We start from the raw sequence: 17,576 nt of genomic DNA, 5'->3' as shown, positions 1-17,576 counted from the left end.
GGCTCTGAATGGAGAGTGATAGAGGTCGCACGCTCCAGCCGAATGCACTGAAGCGGTGCACAAACGGGGAGTCAGTATAGTGATACCCATCGGTCACGGCGACAGTCTGTCGCAGCTTTTACTGCTGTTTTCGCGAATATTTTTCGACCGTCAGTCGCTTGCGCCGGTCAATACTGTGAAACAGGCCGTGGTTTGCCTTGAAACTGGCGCCGGGCACCACCAATTGGGTATAAGTACTGTCTATAAATACAGTTGCCTGTATCCGTTCATTTCCAGGGGTTCACCATGTCCGAGTTTCAACTCGTCACCCGTTTCCAGCCGGCGGGTGATCAGCCCGAAGCCATTCGCCTGATGGTCGAGGGGATCGAGGCCGGGCTGGCGCACCAGACCCTGCTCGGGGTGACGGGTTCGGGCAAGACCTTCAGCATCGCCAACGTGATTGCCCAGGTGCAGCGCCCGACTCTGGTACTGGCGCCGAACAAGACCCTGGCCGCCCAGTTGTATGGCGAGTTCAAGTCATTCTTCCCGAACAACGCGGTGGAGTATTTCGTTTCCTACTACGACTACTACCAGCCCGAAGCCTACGTGCCGTCCTCCGACACCTTCATCGAGAAGGACGCCTCGATCAACGACCATATCGAGCAGATGCGCCTGTCGGCGACCAAGGCGCTGCTGGAGCGGCGTGACGCGATCATCGTCACCACGGTGTCGTGCATCTATGGTCTGGGCAGCCCGGAAACCTATTTGAAGATGGTGCTGCACGTGGACCGTGGCGACAAGCTCGACCAGCGGGCCTTGCTGCGCCGTCTGGCCGACCTGCAGTACACCCGCAACGACATGGACTTTGCCCGCGCCACCTTCCGTGTGCGCGGCGACGTGATCGACATCTTCCCGGCCGAATCGGACCTGGAGGCCATCCGCATCGAGCTGTTCGATGACGAGGTGGAGAACATCGCGGCCTTCGACCCGCTGACCGGCGAGGTGATCCGCAAGCTGCCTCGCTTCACCTTCTACCCCAAGAGCCACTACGTGACCCCGCGCGAAACCTTGCTGGAGGCCATGGACGGGATCAAGGCGGAGCTCAAGGAACGCCTGGAGTACCTGCACAAGCACAACAAGCTGGTCGAGGCCCAGCGACTGGAGCAGCGCACCCGGTTCGACCTGGAGATGATCCTGGAGCTGGGCTACTGCAACGGCATCGAAAACTACTCGCGCTACCTGTCCGGGCGTCCGGCCGGCGCGCCGCCGCCGACCCTGTACGACTACCTGCCGCCGGATGCGTTGCTGGTGATCGACGAATCCCACGTCAGCGTTCCGCAGGTGGGGGCCATGTACAAGGGGGACCGCTCGCGCAAGGAAACCCTGGTGGAGTACGGCTTCCGCCTGCCTTCGGCGCTGGACAACCGGCCCATGCGCTTTGACGAATGGGAGTCGGTCAGCCCGCAGACCATCTTCGTCTCGGCCACGCCGGGCAACTACGAGGCCGAGCATGCCGGCCGTGTGGTGGAGCAGGTGGTGCGCCCGACCGGTCTGGTCGACCCCCAGGTGGAGGTGCGTCCTGCCACGACCCAGGTGGATGACCTGCTGTCGGAGATTCGCAAGCGTGTGGCGGTGGAGGAGCGGGTGCTGGTCACTACCCTGACCAAGCGCATGGCCGAAGACCTCAGCGACTACCTGGCCGATCACGATGTGCGGGTGCGCTACCTGCACTCGGACATCGATACCGTTGAGCGAGTCGAGATCATCCGCGACCTGCGCCTGGGCACCTTCGATGTGCTGGTGGGTATCAACCTGCTGCGCGAGGGCCTGGACATGCCCGAGGTCTCGCTGGTGGCGATTCTGGATGCGGACAAGGAGGGCTTCCTGCGTTCGGAGCGCTCGCTGATCCAGACCATCGGGCGCGCGGCGCGCAACCTCAACGGCCGCGCGATCCTGTACGCCGACAACATGACTGGTTCGATGGAGCGGGCGATCGGCGAAACCGAGCGTCGCCGCGACAAGCAGATGGCCTTCAACGAGGCCAACGGCATCGTGCCCAAGGGCGTGGTCAAGGACATCACCGACATCATGGAAGGCGCCAACGTGCCCGGCTCGCGCAGCAAGAAGCGCAAGGGCATGGCCAAGGCCGCCGAGGAGCGCGAGCGTTACGAGGCCGAGTTGCGTTCGCCTGGCGAGATCGCCAAGCGCATCAAGGCGCTGGAAGAGAAGATGTACCAGCTGGCGCGGGACCTGGAGTTCGAGGCTGCAGCGCAGATGCGCGACGAGATCGCGCAGTTGCGTGAGCGACTGCTCACGGTCTGACGGGCCTTTCGCGGGTCAAGCCCGCCCCCACAGGATCACATTGACGCCAAGGGCAATGGAGTACCTGCGGGAACAGGCTTGCCAGCGAAGACTTCAACGCGGTCTAGTGCGCCTCGCCCGCCTTCAACCCCTGCGGCAGCTTCTTCGTCAACAGCACCGCCACCATGCTGATTGCCAGCCCGATGCCGACAAAATGGAAGGCATCGTTGTACGCCATGATCATCGCCTGCTGATGGGTGATCTCGCTCAGCCTGGCCAGTGCTGCCCCTTCGCTGCCCAGCTTCTCGGTCAGCAAGGTCAGCCGCTCGGCCACTGCGGCATTGGTCGGTACCACCGCCTCGCGCAGGTAGTCGAAATACACCTTGGTGCGCGCATCCAGCAGCGTGGCCAGCAGCGCAATGCCGATGGCCCCGCCCAGGTTGCGCAGGATGTTGAACAGGCTCGACGCCGAGCCTGCGTCCTGCGGCTGGATATAGGCCGTGGCAATCAGCGAGATGGTCACCATGATCATCGGCTGCCCCAGCGCACGGATGATCTGGATATGGTTGAACTGGGTGCCGGCAAAGTCCGGGTTCAATACCCCCGAGCTGAAACTCGCCAGCCCGAACAGCCCGAAGCCGATGGTGCAGAGGATCTTCGGCGAAATCACCTTCATCAGTTGCGGCACCAGCGGGATCAGGAACAGCTGCGGCACCCCCATCCACATGATCACTTCGCCGATCTGCAGGGCGTTGTAGTTCTGGATCTGCGCCAGGTATAGCGGCAGCAGGTAGATCGAACCGTACAACCCCACACCCATGCCCAGGCTGGCAATGCTCGACAACCCGAAATTGCGGTTCTGCAGGATGCGCAGGTTGATCAGCGGGTTGGGTTTCGAGAACTGCACGATCACGAAGGTAATGAGGCTGACCAGGGCAATGCTGCCCAGGGTGACGATCAGCCCCGATTCGAGCCAGTCCTTGCGATGCCCTTCCTCAAGAAACACCTGCAGGCAGCCAAGCCCGACGCCCAGCGTCAGGATGCCGGTGTAATCGGTGCTTTTGAGCAGCTCCCAGTGTGCTTCCTTCTTCTCCAGGCCGTACAGCAAGCCGCCGATCATGATCAGGCCGGGCGGGATGTTGATGTAGAAGATGTATTCCCAGCCCCAGTTCTCGGTCAGCCAGCCGCCCAGAGTAGGGCCGATGGACGGGGCGAAGGTGGCGGTCATGGCGAACATCGCCATGCCCTTGGCGCGGTGATGCTCGGGCAGCTTGATCAGGGTCAGGGTGAAGGCCAGCGGGATCAGCGCGCCGCCGGTAAAACCCTGCAGGGCGCGGAACACGATCATGCTTTCCAGGTTCCAGGCCATCGAGCACAGCAGCGACGACACCAGAAAACCCGCCGACACCCACACTGCCAGGCGCCGCGCCGACAGCAGCTGCACCAGCCAGGCGGTCAGCGGGATCATGATGATCTCGGCCACCAGGTAGGAGGTGGAGATCCACGAGCCTTCTTCCAGGGTCGCCGACAGGGCGCCCTGGATGTCCTTGAGCGACGAGTTGGTGATCTGGATGTCGAGCACTGCCATGAACGCGCCGAGCATCACGCTCATCACCGCGATCCAGTCGCGCCGGCTGGGTTCGCCGGCGGGACGGATCAGTTGATCACCGGCCATCGGTACGGATATCGACGGTGGCGGTCACCGACATGCCCGGGCGGATCTTGCCGTGCAGCGGGTTGTCGGCGGCGAAGGTCAGCTTGACCGGAATGCGCTGCACGACCTTGGTGAAGTTGCCGGTGGCGTTGTCGGGTGGCAGCAGGCTGAACTGCGCGCCGGAAGCGGCGAACAGGCTGTCGACGCGACCTTCGATCGGCGTGTCGGGGTAGCTGTCGAACACCAGCTCGGCACGCTGGCCGGGCTGCATCTTGCCGATCTGGGTTTCCTTGAAGTTGGCCTGCACCCAGATGTCCTGATCGGGCACGATCGACAGCAGGTAGGCGCCGGCCTGCACGTACTGGCCGTTGCGTGCCGCGCGCTGGCCGATCATGCCGCTGATCGGCGCGCGAATTTCACTGCGGCTCAGGTTCAGCTCGGCCTGGGCCAGGTCGGTGCGGGCGGTGGCAATCTGGGCGTCCAGGCGCTTGAGTTCGGCAGCCAGTGCGTTGACCTGCTGGCGTTGACCCTGCAGGTCGGCCTGGGCTTTGCTCACCTGGGAGAGTGCCACGTTGCTTTCGGCCGACAGGGTGGTCACCCGTTCTTCCGAGACAAAGCCTGGCTTGCGCAGCGCCTGTGCACGGTTGAGGTCCAGCTGGGTACGCCCAAGCGTGGCCTGGTTGGCCGACACCTGTGCCTGGCCGGCGGCGATCAGGCTCGCCTGCTGCGTCAGGCGGCTGTCGGCTTGCAGGCGCTCGGCCTCGCGGGTGGCCAGGGTGGCGCGGGCGCGCTCCACGGCAAACTGGAAGTCGTTGCCTTCCAGGCGCACCAGCAGGTCGCCCTTGGCCACATGCTGGTTGTCCTCGACCAGCACCTGCTCGATGCGCGCGCCCAACTGGCTGGAAACCCGGGTGATCTCGCCCTGCACGTAGGCGTTGTCGGTGCTCTCGTAGAAGCGCCCCTTGAAGTACCAGTGGGCCAGAAAGCTCAGGCCGATGAGCAGAACCAGGGTCAGGAAAATCAGCAGGCGACGCTTGAGTTGGGCAGGCATGGGTACGATCGTTCCAAAAATGTAAGCAAATTTAACAAGGTTTGCCTTGGCAAACACAAGCGCCGATCGTGCCCATTGCTGGAGCCGGGTGGCCCCGTGCTGTTAACATCCAGCCTTTGTTTCACCTCTTGTTCGAGACTCTCATGACCACCGTTCGCACGCGTATCGCGCCTTCGCCGACTGGCGATCCCCATGTCGGCACCGCCTACATCGCCCTGTTCAACTACTGCTTCGCCAAGCAGCACGGTGGCGAATTCATCCTGCGTATCGAAGATACCGATCAGCTGCGCTCCACCCGCGAATCCGAGCAGCAGATCTTCGATGCCCTGCGCTGGCTGGGTATCGAATGGAGCGAAGGCCCGGATGTCGGCGGCCCGCACGGCCCGTACCGCCAGAGCGAACGCGGCGAGATCTACAAGCAGTACGCCCAGCAACTGGTCGATCTGGGCCATGCCTTCCCGTGCTTCTGCACTGCCGAAGAACTGGACCAGATGCGTGCCGAGCAGATGGCCCGCGGCGAAACCCCGCGCTATGACGGGCGCGCCTTGCTGCTCTCGCCTGAAGAAGTGCAGCGTCGCCTGGCCGCCGGCGAGCCCCATGTGATCCGCATGAAAGTTCCGACCGAAGGCGTGTGCGTGGTACCGGACATGCTGCGCGGCGACGTCGAGATTCCGTGGGACCGCATGGACATGCAGGTACTGATGAAGACCGATGGCCTGCCGACCTACTTCCTGGCCAACGTGGTCGATGACCACCTGATGGGCATCACCCACGTATTGCGTGGCGAAGAGTGGCTGCCTTCGGCGCCCAAGCTGATCAAGCTGTACGAGTACTTCGGCTGGGAGCAGCCAACCCTGTGCTACATGCCGCTGCTGCGCAACCCCGACAAGAGCAAGCTGTCCAAGCGCAAGAACCCGACCTCGGTGACCTTCTACGAGCGCATGGGCTTCATGCCTGAAGCCATGCTCAACTACCTGGGCCGCATGGGTTGGTCGATGCCGGACGAGCGCGAGAAGTTCTCGCTGGCCGAAATGGTCGAGCACTTCGACCTGTCGCGTGTGTCGCTGGGCGGCCCGATCTTCGACATCGAGAAGCTGTCGTGGCTCAACGGCCAGTGGCTGCGTGAGCTGCCTGTCGCAGAGTTTGCCGCGCGCGTGCAGAAATGGGCGTTCAACAGCGACTACATGATGAAGATCGCGCCGCACGTGCAGGGCAGGGTAGAGACCTTCAGCCAGATTGCGCCGCTGGGTGGGTTCTTCTTCGAAGGTGCGCTCAAGCTCGACGCCAAGCTGTTCGAGCACAAGAAACTGTCGGCCGACCAGGTACGCCAGGTGATCCAGCTGATCCTGTGGAAGCTCGAGGGGCTGCGCCAGTGGGAGAAGGATCGCATCACCGGCTGCATCCAGGCGGTGGTCGAGGCGCTGGAGCTCAAGCTGCGTGACGCGATGCCGCTGATGTTCGCCGCGATTTCCGGCCAGGCCAGCTCGGTGTCGGTGCTCGATGCCATGGAGATCCTCGGGCCGGACCTGACCCGCTACCGCCTGCGCCAGGCGCTGGACCTGCTGGGTGGTGTGTCGAAGAAAGAAAACAAGGAATGGGAAAAGCTGTTGGGCACCATTGCCTGAGCATTTTTCCCGTAGGAGCCGGCCTTGCCGGCGAACAAAGCGCTGCGGTACCCGGTATTGCGCAGCGCCTGTTTCGCCGGCAAGGCCGGCTCCTGCAAGGGCGAGACCCCCGAGTTTGCGGGGGCTCTCCTGACCCAGGCCGGTAAGTGTTTGTTATCTCGGAAATTTCTTTTGGATTTTGTTGAAAATTTATTTGACAGGTCTTCAATCCGATCTTAATATGCGCCCCGTCCACAGCGATGAACGAAACGAAGCGCGAAGCACCCAGCCAAGCGATTCAGTTCAAAGCGACATTGTGGGGCTATAGCTCAGCTGGGAGAGCGCCTGCATGGCATGCAGGAGGTCAGCGGTTCGATCCCGCTTAGCTCCACCAAATTCCCTATCCGGAGTTGGTCATACAACTCAGGGTTCAATCGGGTTCCAGCAGCCGGGTTGTGTGGTAAGAAGGTTCGTCCCCTTCGTCTAGTGGCCTAGGACACCGCCCTTTCACGGCGGTAACAGGGGTTCGAGTCCCCTAGGGGACGCCAGTTTTACACAAGTGATGTTGCAAGACATCGCTGGGCCGCGAGGCTAGAAATCTGGGGCTATAGCTCAGCTGGGAGAGCGCCTGCATGGCATGCAGGAGGTCAGCGGTTCGATCCCGCTTAGCTCCACCAATTTTGCCAGGGTTCGTGAAAACGAGCCTGCACGAAGGTTACAAGTCCCCTTCGTCTAGTGGCCTAGGACACCGCCCTTTCACGGCGGTAACAGGGGTTCGAGTCCCCTAGGGGACGCCATTTTACCCGCTCTGCGGGATTTCAAGGCTCATTCGATTATTGAATGAGCCTTTTGTTTTTTCCCTCGAAAAAATCTCTTTCGCCCTTGGGCCGCAGGAGAAAGTGCTTGCCAATAAATATTATGAGCATAATATTAGCTCCATAATATTTGGAGGCCTGCCATGCACGACAAAAAAGCCCAGACCCGCCAGCGCATTTTGGATGCGGCGCGCAGTGCGCTGATCCTTAACGGCCCGGCCGACCCCAGTGTGCAGCAGGTGATGGGCGCTGCGGGGCTCACCGTGGGTGGGTTCTATGCGCATTTCGAGAACAAGGATGCGCTGATGCTCGAAGCCTTTTGCCAGTTGCTTGGCGAGCGCCGGGCCTTGCTGGCACAGGTCGACGCGTCGCTGGACGGGGAGGCGCGTCGTGCCCTGGTGGCGGCCTTCTACCTGTCGCGCAAACACCGCGATGCCGTCGACAGCGGCTGCCCGCTGCCCAGCTCTCTGGGCGAGATCAATCAGTTGCCGGCGACCTTTCGCGCGGTGCTGACCGAGCATATCGAGTTGATGATGGCCAACCTGGCCGACACCCCCGAAGACGCCGACAAAGTGCTGGCCGACCTGGCCCTGATGGTCGGCGGCCTGGCCCTGGCGCGAGCGCTGGGTACCAGCGAATTGTCCGACCGTGTGTTGCGTGCCGCCAAGTCCGCGGTGATCTGATCTGGAGCGACGTGATGAACAGCCTGAGCTGGATTCGTGGTATCAACGCCACTGTTGGACGCCTGGCACCCAATCGGGTGGCCGGGCAGATGCGCCAGGCCTTCATGAGCCCGCGCACCTTGCCGCCACGCGACTGGGAACTGCCGCTGCTGGCGCGTGCCGAGCGCATTACCCTGCGCTTTGGCCTGAGTGCGCTGCGCTGGGGGCAAGGCCCCACGGTGCTGCTGATGCACGGCTGGGAGGGGCGCCCCACCCAGTTCGCCCATCTGATCGAGGCCCTGGTGGCCGCCGGCTATTGTGCGGTGGCGCTCGAAGGGCCGGCCCACGGCCGCTCGCGTGGAAACAAGGCCAACGTGGTGTCGTTCGCCCACGCCTTGCTCGAGGCGGCCGGCGAGCTGGGCCCATTGCACGGGGTGATCGGCCATTCCATGGGCGGTGCCAGTACGCTGCTGGCCCTGCAGTGGGGGCTGCGTACCGAGGTGGCGGTGAGCATCGCCGCGCCGGCGCGCCTGCTCGAGGTGCTGCGCGGCATGGCGCGGCACCTGGGGTTGCCGGCGCGGGCGCGGGCAGCCTTCATTCGCCAGGTGGAGCGAGAGGTCGGGGTGCCGATCTCGCGCCTGGACGTGGCCGTCTACCAGCTGGAACTGCCCGGTTTCATCGTGCATGCCGAGGACGACCCGCTGGTCGCCGTCAGCGAGGCGCGGCTGATTCATCAGGCGTGGTTCGACAGCCAGCTGCTGCTGTTGCCCCAGGGCGGGCATATGCGTGTGCTGTCCGACCCGCAACTGGTCGACGGCGTGCTTGCGCTGCTGCAACGCAGTGCCCGGCCAGTGCGCCAATCGGCCTGAGCATCCGTTACACTCTGCCCGTTCACTACAGATCGGGAGCGGGCATGAGCTGGGATCGGGCAACGCCATTTACCATCGACCTGCAGGTCGGTGCCGAGGATATCGACGGCCTGGGGCACGCCAACAACGCGGTGTACGTCACCTGGCTCGAGCGCTGCGCCTGGCGTCATTCCCAGCGCCTGGGGCTGGACCTGGCCGAGTACCGGCGCCTGGACCGCGCCATGGCCGTGGTGCGTCACGAGATCGACTACCTGGCCAGCGCCTATGAGGACGACATCCTGCAGTTGGCCACCTGGATCGTCGACTGGGACCAGCGCCTGAAGATGACCCGTCACTTCCAGCTGGTGCGACCAAGCGATGGCACCACCTTGCTGCGGGCGCAGACCACCTTCGTGTGCATCGAGCTGTCCACCGGCAAGCCCAGGCGCATGCCGGCAGAATTCATCGAGGGCTACGGCGCCGCGATGGCCGGAGCCCGATAAGCCACGGTTTTTGCTAGACTGCCGGCCTTTTTCGCGCGAGACCCACGCCATGCAAATTGCCCTGGCCCCCATGGAGGGGCTGGTCGACAACATCCTTCGCGACGTACTGACCCAGGTGGGCGGCATCGACTGGTGTGTCACCGAGTTCATTCGCGTGTGCGACCGGTTGCTGCCGGCGCATGTGTACGAGAAGCTGGCCCCGGAGCTTGGCCGCGGTGCGCAAACCGCCGCCGGCGTGCCTTTGCGTGTGCAGTTGCTGGGCTCCGACCCGGCATGCCTGGCCGATAACGCGGTGCTGGCCTGCGAGCTGGGGGCCCCCGTCATCGACCTCAATTTCGGTTGCCCGGCCAAGACCGTGAACAAGTCCCGCGGCGGCGCGGTGCTGCTCAAGGAGCCCGAGCTGCTGCATGCCATCCTGCGCGAAGTGCGCCGGGCTGTGCCTGCGCATATCCCGGTCACCGCCAAGATGCGCCTGGGCTTCGACAGCCCGGACGGTGCGCTGGACTGCGCCCGCGCCCTGGCCGAAGGCGGTGCCGACCAGTTGGTGGTGCACGCACGCACCAAGGTCGACGGCTACAAGCCGCCGGCGCACTGGGAGTACGTGGCGCGGGTGCAGGAGGTGGTGAAGGTGCCGGTGTTCGCCAACGGCGAGGTGTGGACGCTGGAAGACTGGCGCCGCTGCCGCGAGGTCAGCGGCGTGGAGGACATCATGCTCGGTCGCGGCCTGGTGTCGCGTCCGGACCTGGCCCGGCAGATTGCCGCCGAGCGCCAGGGCATCGAGTTCGTGCCGCTGGACTGGCAGGCACTGCAACCGCTGCTGCAGGACTTCTGGGTGCAGGCCCGGGAACAGATGACCGAGCGTCAGGCACCGGGGCGACTGAAGCAGTGGGTGGCGATGCTGACCCGTACCTACCCCGAAGCCACGGCACTGTTTACCGAACTGCGCCGCGAGACCGACTGTGATCGCGTGGCGCGGCTGCTGGGTATTCCGGTCAGCGAGGCGGCCTGAAAAAATTTTTGTGGTCGATGCTTGAAATGTTAGGGCGGGTCCTTATCTAGGGAGTACGCGATGCCGAAGTCGGGTCGCGCAATCACCAACTCGCTGATATTTCAGGAGATGTACCATGACTACCGCATTTTCTCTGGCTCCACTGTTCCGTCAATCCGTTGGCTTCGACCGTTTCAACGACCTGTTCGAATCCGCGGCACGTAGCGAGTCGGGTAGCACCTACCCACCCTACAATGTTGAAAAACATGGCGAAGACCACTACCGAATCGTCGTTGCTGCAGCTGGCTTCCAGGAAGAGGACCTCGACCTGCAAGTGGAAAAAGGCGTTCTGACCGTCAGTGGCGGCAAGCGTGACAGCAGTGGTGAAAGCGTCACCTACCTGCACCAGGGCATCGCCCAGCGGGCCTTCAAGTTGTCCTTCCGCCTGGCTGACCACATCGAAGTGAAGTCGGCGGGCCTGGCCAACGGTCTGCTCAGTGTCGATCTGCTGCGTGTTGTGCCTGAAGAAGCCAAGGCCAAGCGCATCCCGATCAACGGCGAGAAACCTGCGCTGAACTGAGTGTGGGCTGAGTGAAAGAGGGCACCTTCGGGTGCCCTTTTTTGTGCCCGGTTCGCGCGGCTCTTCACTGCAGGGGCCAGCCTTGCTGGCAACTGCCGTGCTGCTGTGTGTCAGTAGTCCGCCGGTGCCTGCAGCAGCATCGCCCTGAACTCGTTCAGCGGCAATGGCCGGCTGTGCAGGTACCCCTGGTACAGATGGCACCCCAGCCGCTCCAGAAACTCCAGTTGCTCCGACAGCTCCACCCCTTCGGCAATCACTGCCAGGTCCAGGCTTCTGGCCATGGCCACGATGGCCTTGACGATCTCTGCATCATTGGGGTCCAGCGGTGCATCGCGCACGAACGATTGATCGATCTTCAGCGCATCCACCGGCAAGCGCTTGAGGTAGGTGAGCGACGAGTAGCCGGTGCCGAAGTCATCCATCGCAAAGCTCACCCCGAACGCCTTCAGCTCGCGCATCTTGCTGATGGTGTCCTCCAGGTTCTGGATCACGATGCCCTCGGTGATCTCCAGCTTGAGCATCTGGTAGGGCAGGCGGTAGTCGTCCAGGCTGCGCCGCACCCGCTCGACGAAATCGTTCTGGCGGAACTGGCGCGGGCTGATGTTCACGCACAGGCTAAAATCCATCGGATCGATCAGCCCGTCCTGCAGCATGCGCGAGCAGGCGTCACAGGCTTCGTCGAGTATCCAACTGCCCACCTCCAGGATCAGCCCGCTTTCCTCCAGCACCTGGATGAACTGGCTGGGCGGCTGCTGGCCCAACAGCGGATGGTGCCAGCGCAGCAGCACCTCGGCCCCGACGATGCGGTTGTCACGGGCATCCACCTGGGGCTGGAAGTGCAGCGCCAGTTCGCCCCTGGCCAGGGCCATGCGCAGGTCGCTCTCCATGCGCAGGCGTTCACTGGCGGCCTTCTGCATGGTGGTGTGGAACAGTTGCGTGGTGTTGCGACCCGAATCCTTGGCGCGGTACAGCGCAATGTCGGCGCGCTTGAGCAGGTCGGCCGGCGTGGTGCCGTGGTCGGGGATCAGCGCCACGCCGATGCTGGGGGTTACCTGCAGGCGCTGGCCGTCCAGCGACATCGGCTCGGCCAGCAGCTCGCGCAAGGTGTCGGCCAGTTGGCGAACCTTGTCGGTGACCTCTTCGCGGCTGCCTTCCAGGCCGCTCAGCAGCACCACGAACTCGTCACCCCCCAGGCGCGCCACGGTGTCCTCCAGGCGCACGCTGGCTTCAAGCCGGGCTGTGATGATCTTGAGCACCGTATCGCCCACCGGGTGGCCCAGCGAGTCGTTGATGTGCTTGAAGTGGTCGAGGTCGAGGAACAGCAGGGCGCCGCGCAGGTTCTGGCGTTTGAGCAGGGCGATCTGCTGGCTCAGGCGATCCATCAGCAGGGCGCGGTTGGGCAGGTTGGTCAGCGGGTCGTGGTAGGCCAGGTGACGGATCTGCGCCTGGGCATTCTTGAGCTGGCTGACGTCGCGGGCAGTCAGTAGCAGGCAGTCTGTCTCGTTGAGGGTGATCGGCTCCATCGACACCTCCACGGTGAGGATTTCGCCGCGTTTGTTGCGCCCCAGCATTTCGCGGTGGTGCACCCGCCCGCGCTCACGCATTTCACCGAACAGCAGGGTCTGCTGCTTGTCGTCGGCCCACAACCCGATCTGAGCCATGCTCTGGCCGATCACCTCGTCGGCGCTGTAGCCGGTGAGCCGGCAGAAGCCGTCGTTCACCTCCAGGTAGCAGCCACTGTCGCGCTCGGTGATGGTGATGGCGTCGGGGCTGGAGTGGAAGGCCTTGGCGAACTTCTCCTCACTGGCCTTGAGTGCGGCTTCGCCGCGTTGCTGCTGGGTGATGTCGCGCAGGGTGGTGACGCTGCAGGGCTGGTTGTCGACCTTGATCAGGCGGCTGGAAATCACACAGGTCAGGGGCTGGCCATCCTTGTGATTGACCACCACCGCGACATTGTTCAACGCCTGGTCGCGAATCACCTGCTCGATGCGTCGTGCGCGGGCGGCCGATTCGGCCCACAGCCCCAGTTGTTCGGCGGTACGACCCAGTACCTGGTCGGCGCACCAGCCGAAGGTCTGGGTGAACGCCTGGTTGATCTCGATGAACTGGCCGGTGTCCTGGCGGGTGACGCAGATGGGGTCGGGGCTGACCTGGAACAGGCTGGCGAACTTTTCCTCCGAGCTGGTCAGGCGCTGTTCGCGTTCAACCTGTTCGGTGATGTCCAGCAGGGTGCCGGCCATGCGCAGCGGGTTGCCCTGGTCGTCACGGTACAGCCGTGCGCGGCTCTCCAGGTAGCGTGAGGCGCCGTTTTCCAGCTGGATGCGGTAGGTGATCTGGTAGTTGCCCGCGGGGCCTTCGCGCAGGCTGCGATAGGCCTGGCGCATGCCGCTGCGCTCAAGCTCGGGCACGCCTTCGAAAAACGCCTCGAACGACTCGTGGAACGGCACCGGCGCCAGGCCGTGCAGTTGTGCCGCGCGGGCCGAGCCGTACAGCATGCCGCTGGGGATGTGCCAGTCCCAGGTACCCAGCTGGGCAGAGTCCAGTGCCAGGTCCAGGCGCTCCTGGCTGTCCTTGAGGGCCTGTTCGGCACGCTTGCGCTCGCTGGTGTCGACGAAGGTGCTGAGCAGGTAGGTGACACCTTCGAGTTCGATGGCCTGGGTGCTGAGGATGCCATCGTGGACCTGCCCGCTGCTGGCGCGAAACTGCACTTCCAGGGTCACCGGGCCGTTGTTGCCGCTGGTGGCCTCCAGCACCTGGTCACGCTGCCTGGGGTTGGCCCACAGGCCCAGTTCCAGCGTGGTACGCCCGATCACCTGGGCGCCGGGCCAGCCAAGAATGTTCTCGAAGTGCTGGTTGACCTCATGGATCAGCCCGTCGGCGCGCCGGGTCAGCAGCACCACGTTCGGGCTCAGGTGAAAAAGCGTGGCAAAGCGCTTTTCGGAGTTGATCAGTGCGGTTTCGCGTTCGCGCTGGCGGGTGATCTCGCGCACCACCCCGATCATCTGCAGGCGCCCGTCTCGGTTGGTGGCCAGGCTGCCGTTCACTTCCAGCCAGTGCAGGCTGCCGTCCGGCCAGCGGATGCGATGGCGCAGGGCCTGGTCCACCGGCTCGCCGTTGAGCACTGCATGAAAGGCCTGGCGCATGCGTGCGCGGTCCTCTTCCGGCAGCAGGTCGAGGTAGTCGATGTCGTGGGTCAGCGGTTGATGCGGATCGAAGCCAAACAGTGCCTGGGTGCCTCGTGACCAGTTGATGCGCCCGCTGCCCACATCCCACACCCAGGCGCCAAGGTGCGCACCATTGAGCGCCGCGAGCAACTGCGGCGCACTCTCCCAGGCCTGTTCCAGCTCCTGGGGGTCTGCTGCGTGGATACGGGGAAGGCGCGCAAAACGATTGGCTGACTTGGGCATCGGTACCAGACCTTTGGCGGGTGATACGTCCTTGGTGGCGGGCCGCCCGGGGCAGGGGCGGGCTACGCCGGGCTTGCGTGACTGTCGAGCAGGGCCATGAAGGCTCTGGCCGCATTCGATAACGTTCGTTCCGTGTGCAGAATGTAGCCTAGCTGGCGCGACAGCTGTATGCCCGGCAAGTCGATGGATGCAACCTGCTCATCGAGCATTGTGCGCGGCAGCACACTCCAGGCCAGCCCGATCGACACCATCATCTTGATGGTTTCCAGGTAGTTGGTGCTCATGGCGATGTTGGGGACCAGGCCCTGGGCCTCGAACAGACGCTGCACAATATGGTGTGTGAAAGTGTTGCCGCCGGGGAACACGGCCGGGTGGTGGGCTATGTCCGCCAGGCCCACCGCGCCCTTGCAGGCCAGCGGGTGCTCGGGGGCGACCACGAAATCCAGCGGGTCGTCCCATACCGGCACCGCGCGCACCAGGCTGTGGGGCTCGGGGGCGAGGGTGATCACGGCGATTTCGGCGCGCCCGTGCAGAATTTCCTCGTAGGCCACTTCCGAGTCCAGAAACTGGATGTCCAGAGCCACAGCCGGGTACTGACGGGTAAACGCCCGCAACAGCGGCGGCAGGCGGTGCAGACCGATGTGATGGCTGGTGGCCAGGGTCAGTCGACCGCTGACCTCGCCGGTGAGGTTGGTCAGGGCCCGCCGGGTGTCGTCCAGCACGTTGAGGATCTGGTAGGCACGCGGCAGCAGGGCACGGCCGGCTTCGGTCAGGCTCACCTCGCGGCCAAGGCGGTCGAACAGGCGCACATCCAGCTGCTGCTCCAGCCCGGCAATGCGCTTGCTGATGGCCGGCTGGGTCAGGTGCAGGCGCTCGCCGGCACCGGAAAAGCTCCCGGTTTCAGCGATGGCGATGAAGGCACTAAGGTTGGCCAGGTCCACGGAATGAGTTCCTCGGGTTTGGATTCCTGAAAGTTATCCAAAGCATAAAAACTATGAATTTGAGTTATTCAATCTAACCCCATAGCATCGTCCGTACAAGCCAAGGGGTTATTGGCATAGAAAGACTGATGAGGAAAGTCTGATGGCTGGCAAAACGCTCTACGACAAGCTCTGGGATTCGCACTTGGTCAAGCAGCGCGACGACGGTTCGGCGCTGATCTATATCGACCGTCACATCATTCATGAAGTGACGTCGCCGCAGGCCTTCGAGGGGCTGCGCCTGGCCAACCGCAAACCCTGGCGCATCGATGCCAACATCGCCACCCCCGACCACAACGTGCCCACCACGCCAGAGCGCAAGGGCGGCATCGAGGCCATCGCCGACCAGGTGTCGCGCCTGCAGGTGCAGACCCTCGACGAAAACTGTGACGAATACGGCATCACCGAATTCAAGATGAACGATGTTCGCCAGGGCATCGTCCACGTCATCGGCCCGGAGCAGGGTGCCACCTTGCCCGGCATGACCGTGGTCTGCGGCGACTCGCATACCTCCACCCACGGCGCGTTCGGCGCCCTGGCCCACGGCATCGGCACCTCCGAGGTCGAGCACGTGCTCGCTACCCAGTGCCTGGTGGCCAAGAAGATGAAGAACATGCTGGTGCGCGTCGAAGGGCAATTGCCGTTCGGCGTCACTGCCAAGGACATCGTGCTGGCCGTGATCGGCAAGATCGGGACCGCCGGCGGCAACGGGCATGCCATCGAGTTTGCCGGCAGCGCCATTCGCGAGTTGTCGGTCGAAGGTCGCATGACCATCTGCAACATGTCCATCGAGGCCGGTGCGCGGGTGGGCCTGGTGGCCACCGACGAGAAGACCGTTGCCTACGTCAAGGGTCGTCCGTATGCGCCCAAGGGCGAGCAGTGGGACCTGGCCGTCGAAGCCTGGAAAGACCTGGTGTCCGACAGCGACGCGGTGTTCGACACCGTGGTCGAGCTGGACGCGGCGCAGATCAAGCCGCAGGTCAGCTGGGGCACCTCGCCCGAGATGGTGCTGGCGGTCGACCAGCGCGTGCCGGACCCGGCTGCCGAGGCCGACCTGGTCAAGCGCGGTTCCATCGAACGCGCGCTCAAGTACATGGGCCTGAACGCCAACCAGGCGATCACCGACATTCAGCTCGACCGCGTGTTCATCGGTTCGTGCACCAACTCGCGCATCGAAGACCTGCGCGCCGCGGCCGTGATCGCCAAGGGTCGCAAGGTGGCCTCGACCATCAAGCAGGCCATCGTGGTGCCGGGCTCGGGCCTGGTCAAGGCGCAGGCCGAGCAGGAAGGCCTGGACAAGATCTTCCTCGAGGCCGGTTTCGAATGGCGTGAGCCGGGCTGCTCGATGTGCCTGGCGATGAACCCGGACCGCCCCGAAAGTGGCGAGCATTGCGCCTCCACCTCCAACCGCAACTTCGAGGGGCGCCAGGGCGCCGGTGGGCGTACCCACCTGGTGAGCCCGGCAATGGCGGCGGCTGCCGCAGTAACCGGTCGTTTTGTCGATGTACGCGAGTTGATCCAAGGGAGCGCAGCATGAAAGCCTTTACCCAGCACACCGGCCTGGTCGCCCCGTTGGACCGTGCCAACGTCGACACCGACCAGATCATCCCCAAGCAGTTCTTGAAGTCGATCAAGCGCACCGGGTTCGGCCCGAACCTGTTCGACGAATGGCGTTACCTGGACGTGGGGCAGCCCTACCAGGACAACAGCAAGCGCCCGCTGAACCAGGATTTCGTGCTCAACCATGCGCGTTACCAGGGGGCCAGCGTGTTGCTGGCGCGGGAGAACTTCGGGTGCGGTTCGAGCCGCGAGCATGCGCCTTGGGCGCTGGAAGAGTACGGCTTTCGCAGCATCATTGCGCCCAGCTACGCCGACATCTTCTTCAACAACAGCTTCAAGAACGGCTTGCTGCCGATCATCCTCGGCGACGAGGAAGTCGACGAGCTGTTCAAGCAGGTTGAGGCGGACCCGGGCTACCAGCTGACCATCGACCTGCAGGCGCAGACCGTGACGCGGCCGGACGGCAAGGTGCTCCACTTCGAGATCGACGCGTTCCGCAAGCATTGCCTGCTCAACGGCCTGGATGACATCGGCCTGACCTTGCAGGATGGCGATGCGATTGCAGCGTTTGAAGCCAGGCACCGTGCTAGCCAGCCCTGGTTGTTTCGCGACGCCTGAATGATGCAGTGATGTGCCGGCCAAGC

The 17,576-nt window shown here is 63.7% G+C and carries 13 protein-coding genes and 4 tRNA genes; 13 read left to right on the top strand and 4 right to left on the bottom strand.

Annotation, left to right across the window (positions count from 1 at the left end):
* Positions 1 to 285: 285 nt before the first annotated feature.
* Positions 286 to 2,301: an excinuclease ABC subunit UvrB gene (uvrB, locus tag MF6396_RS03475; RefSeq protein ID WP_043862865.1), complete on the top strand. Its 2,016-nt coding sequence runs from the start codon at positions 286 to 288 to the stop codon at positions 2,299 to 2,301.
* A gap of 103 nt (positions 2,302 to 2,404) precedes the next feature.
* On the opposite strand, the gene MF6396_RS03470 is transcribed toward uvrB, so the two are convergent.
* Both MF6396_RS03470 and MF6396_RS03465 read right to left on the bottom strand, forming a co-directional pair.
* Entirely contained in the window at positions 2,405 to 3,895 is a 1,491-nt protein-coding gene (locus MF6396_RS03470) for an MDR family MFS transporter (RefSeq protein WP_173925078.1), read from the bottom strand.
* Positions 3,896 to 3,944: 49 nt separating this feature from the next.
* Positions 3,945 to 4,985 carry an HlyD family secretion protein gene (locus tag MF6396_RS03465; RefSeq protein ID WP_078479731.1) on the bottom strand — a complete coding sequence of 347 codons (1,041 nt, stop codon included), beginning with the start codon at positions 4,983 to 4,985 and terminating at the stop codon, positions 3,945 to 3,947.
* Positions 4,986 to 5,128: 143 nt separating this feature from the next.
* Between MF6396_RS03465 and gltX the strand changes: the two genes are divergently transcribed.
* The 10 genes from gltX to MF6396_RS03415 all read left to right on the top strand — a co-directional run bounded on the left by gltX (position 5,129) and on the right by MF6396_RS03415 (position 10,985).
* On the top strand, positions 5,129 to 6,610 hold the full coding sequence (gene gltX, locus MF6396_RS03460; protein WP_043862862.1) for a glutamate--tRNA ligase: 1,482 nt from the start codon (positions 5,129 to 5,131) through the stop codon (positions 6,608 to 6,610).
* Positions 6,611 to 6,907: 297 nt separating this feature from the next.
* Positions 6,908 to 6,983 (top strand) — tRNA-Ala (locus MF6396_RS03455).
* A gap of 78 nt (positions 6,984 to 7,061) precedes the next feature.
* Positions 7,062 to 7,137: transfer RNA gene (locus tag MF6396_RS03450), tRNA-Glu, on the top strand.
* Between the two features lie 53 nt (positions 7,138 to 7,190).
* A tRNA-Ala gene (locus MF6396_RS03445) sits at positions 7,191 to 7,266 on the top strand.
* 44 nt (positions 7,267 to 7,310) lie between these two features.
* Positions 7,311 to 7,386, top strand: a tRNA-Glu gene (locus tag MF6396_RS03440).
* Positions 7,387 to 7,547: 161 nt separating this feature from the next.
* Positions 7,548 to 8,087 carry a TetR/AcrR family transcriptional regulator gene (locus tag MF6396_RS03435; RefSeq protein ID WP_078479730.1) on the top strand — a complete coding sequence of 180 codons (540 nt, stop codon included), beginning with the start codon at positions 7,548 to 7,550 and terminating at the stop codon, positions 8,085 to 8,087.
* Between the two features lie 14 nt (positions 8,088 to 8,101).
* Positions 8,102 to 8,935 (top strand): alpha/beta fold hydrolase, encoded by an 834-nt coding sequence (locus MF6396_RS03430; RefSeq protein WP_043862860.1) that lies wholly within the window; start codon positions 8,102 to 8,104, stop codon positions 8,933 to 8,935.
* A gap of 44 nt (positions 8,936 to 8,979) precedes the next feature.
* A complete protein-coding gene (locus MF6396_RS03425; RefSeq protein WP_043862859.1) occupies positions 8,980 to 9,417 on the top strand; it encodes an acyl-CoA thioesterase in 438 nt (145 codons plus the stop codon).
* Between the two features lie 49 nt (positions 9,418 to 9,466).
* Positions 9,467 to 10,426 (top strand): tRNA dihydrouridine synthase, encoded by a 960-nt coding sequence (locus tag MF6396_RS03420; protein WP_054916655.1) that lies wholly within the window; start codon positions 9,467 to 9,469, stop codon positions 10,424 to 10,426.
* Positions 10,427 to 10,541: 115 nt separating this feature from the next.
* A complete protein-coding gene (locus MF6396_RS03415) occupies positions 10,542 to 10,985 on the top strand; it encodes an Hsp20 family protein (RefSeq protein WP_043862857.1) in 444 nt (147 codons plus the stop codon).
* 110 nt (positions 10,986 to 11,095) lie between these two features.
* On the opposite strand, the gene MF6396_RS03410 is transcribed toward MF6396_RS03415, so the two are convergent.
* Both MF6396_RS03410 and MF6396_RS03405 read right to left on the bottom strand, forming a co-directional pair.
* Positions 11,096 to 14,392 (bottom strand): PAS domain S-box protein, encoded by a 3,297-nt coding sequence (locus tag MF6396_RS03410; protein ID WP_043862856.1) that lies wholly within the window; start codon positions 14,390 to 14,392, stop codon positions 11,096 to 11,098.
* A 62-nt stretch (positions 14,393 to 14,454) separates the two neighbouring features.
* Entirely contained in the window at positions 14,455 to 15,333 is an 879-nt protein-coding gene (locus MF6396_RS03405) for a LysR family transcriptional regulator (protein WP_043862855.1), read from the bottom strand.
* A 142-nt stretch (positions 15,334 to 15,475) separates the two neighbouring features.
* Between MF6396_RS03405 and leuC the strand changes: the two genes are divergently transcribed.
* Positions 15,476 to 16,909 carry a 3-isopropylmalate dehydratase large subunit gene (leuC, locus tag MF6396_RS03400; RefSeq protein WP_078479729.1) on the top strand — a complete coding sequence of 478 codons (1,434 nt, stop codon included), beginning with the start codon at positions 15,476 to 15,478 and terminating at the stop codon, positions 16,907 to 16,909.
* Entirely contained in the window at positions 16,906 to 17,550 is a 645-nt protein-coding gene (gene leuD / locus MF6396_RS03395; protein WP_043862853.1) for a 3-isopropylmalate dehydratase small subunit, read from the top strand. Before leuC ends, leuD begins: the two co-directional genes overlap by 4 nt.
* The last annotated feature ends 26 nt before the right edge of the window (positions 17,551 to 17,576 follow it).

The sequence above is a fragment of the Pseudomonas sp. MF6396 genome, from assembly GCF_002018915.1.
Taxonomy (GTDB): Bacteria; Pseudomonadota; Gammaproteobacteria; order Pseudomonadales; family Pseudomonadaceae; genus Aquipseudomonas; species Aquipseudomonas palmensis.
The sequence above is the reverse complement of the archived record's forward strand: the minus strand, read 5'-3'. Positions and strand labels throughout refer to the sequence as shown.

Bases quoted from the DNA above. Each gene is read 5' to 3' on its own strand.
- uvrB (WP_043862865.1), top strand. From the start codon at position 286: ATGTCCGAGTTTCAACTCGTCACCCGTTTCCAGCCGGCGGGTGATCAG.
- MF6396_RS03465 (WP_078479731.1), bottom strand. From the start codon at position 4,985: ATGCCTGCCCAACTCAAGCGTCGCCTGCTGATTTTCCTGACCCTGGTT.
- gltX (WP_043862862.1), top strand. From the start codon at position 5,129: ATGACCACCGTTCGCACGCGTATCGCGCCTTCGCCGACTGGCGATCCC.
- MF6396_RS03435 (WP_078479730.1), top strand. From the start codon at position 7,548: ATGCACGACAAAAAAGCCCAGACCCGCCAGCGCATTTTGGATGCGGCG.
- MF6396_RS03430 (WP_043862860.1), top strand. From the start codon at position 8,102: ATGAACAGCCTGAGCTGGATTCGTGGTATCAACGCCACTGTTGGACGC.
- MF6396_RS03425 (WP_043862859.1), top strand. From the start codon at position 8,980: ATGAGCTGGGATCGGGCAACGCCATTTACCATCGACCTGCAGGTCGGT.
- MF6396_RS03420 (WP_054916655.1), top strand. From the start codon at position 9,467: ATGCAAATTGCCCTGGCCCCCATGGAGGGGCTGGTCGACAACATCCTT.
- MF6396_RS03415 (WP_043862857.1), top strand. From the start codon at position 10,542: ATGACTACCGCATTTTCTCTGGCTCCACTGTTCCGTCAATCCGTTGGC.
- MF6396_RS03410 (WP_043862856.1), bottom strand. From the start codon at position 14,392: ATGCCCAAGTCAGCCAATCGTTTTGCGCGCCTTCCCCGTATCCACGCA.
- leuC (WP_078479729.1), top strand. From the start codon at position 15,476: ATGGCTGGCAAAACGCTCTACGACAAGCTCTGGGATTCGCACTTGGTC.
- leuD (WP_043862853.1), top strand. From the start codon at position 16,906: ATGAAAGCCTTTACCCAGCACACCGGCCTGGTCGCCCCGTTGGACCGT.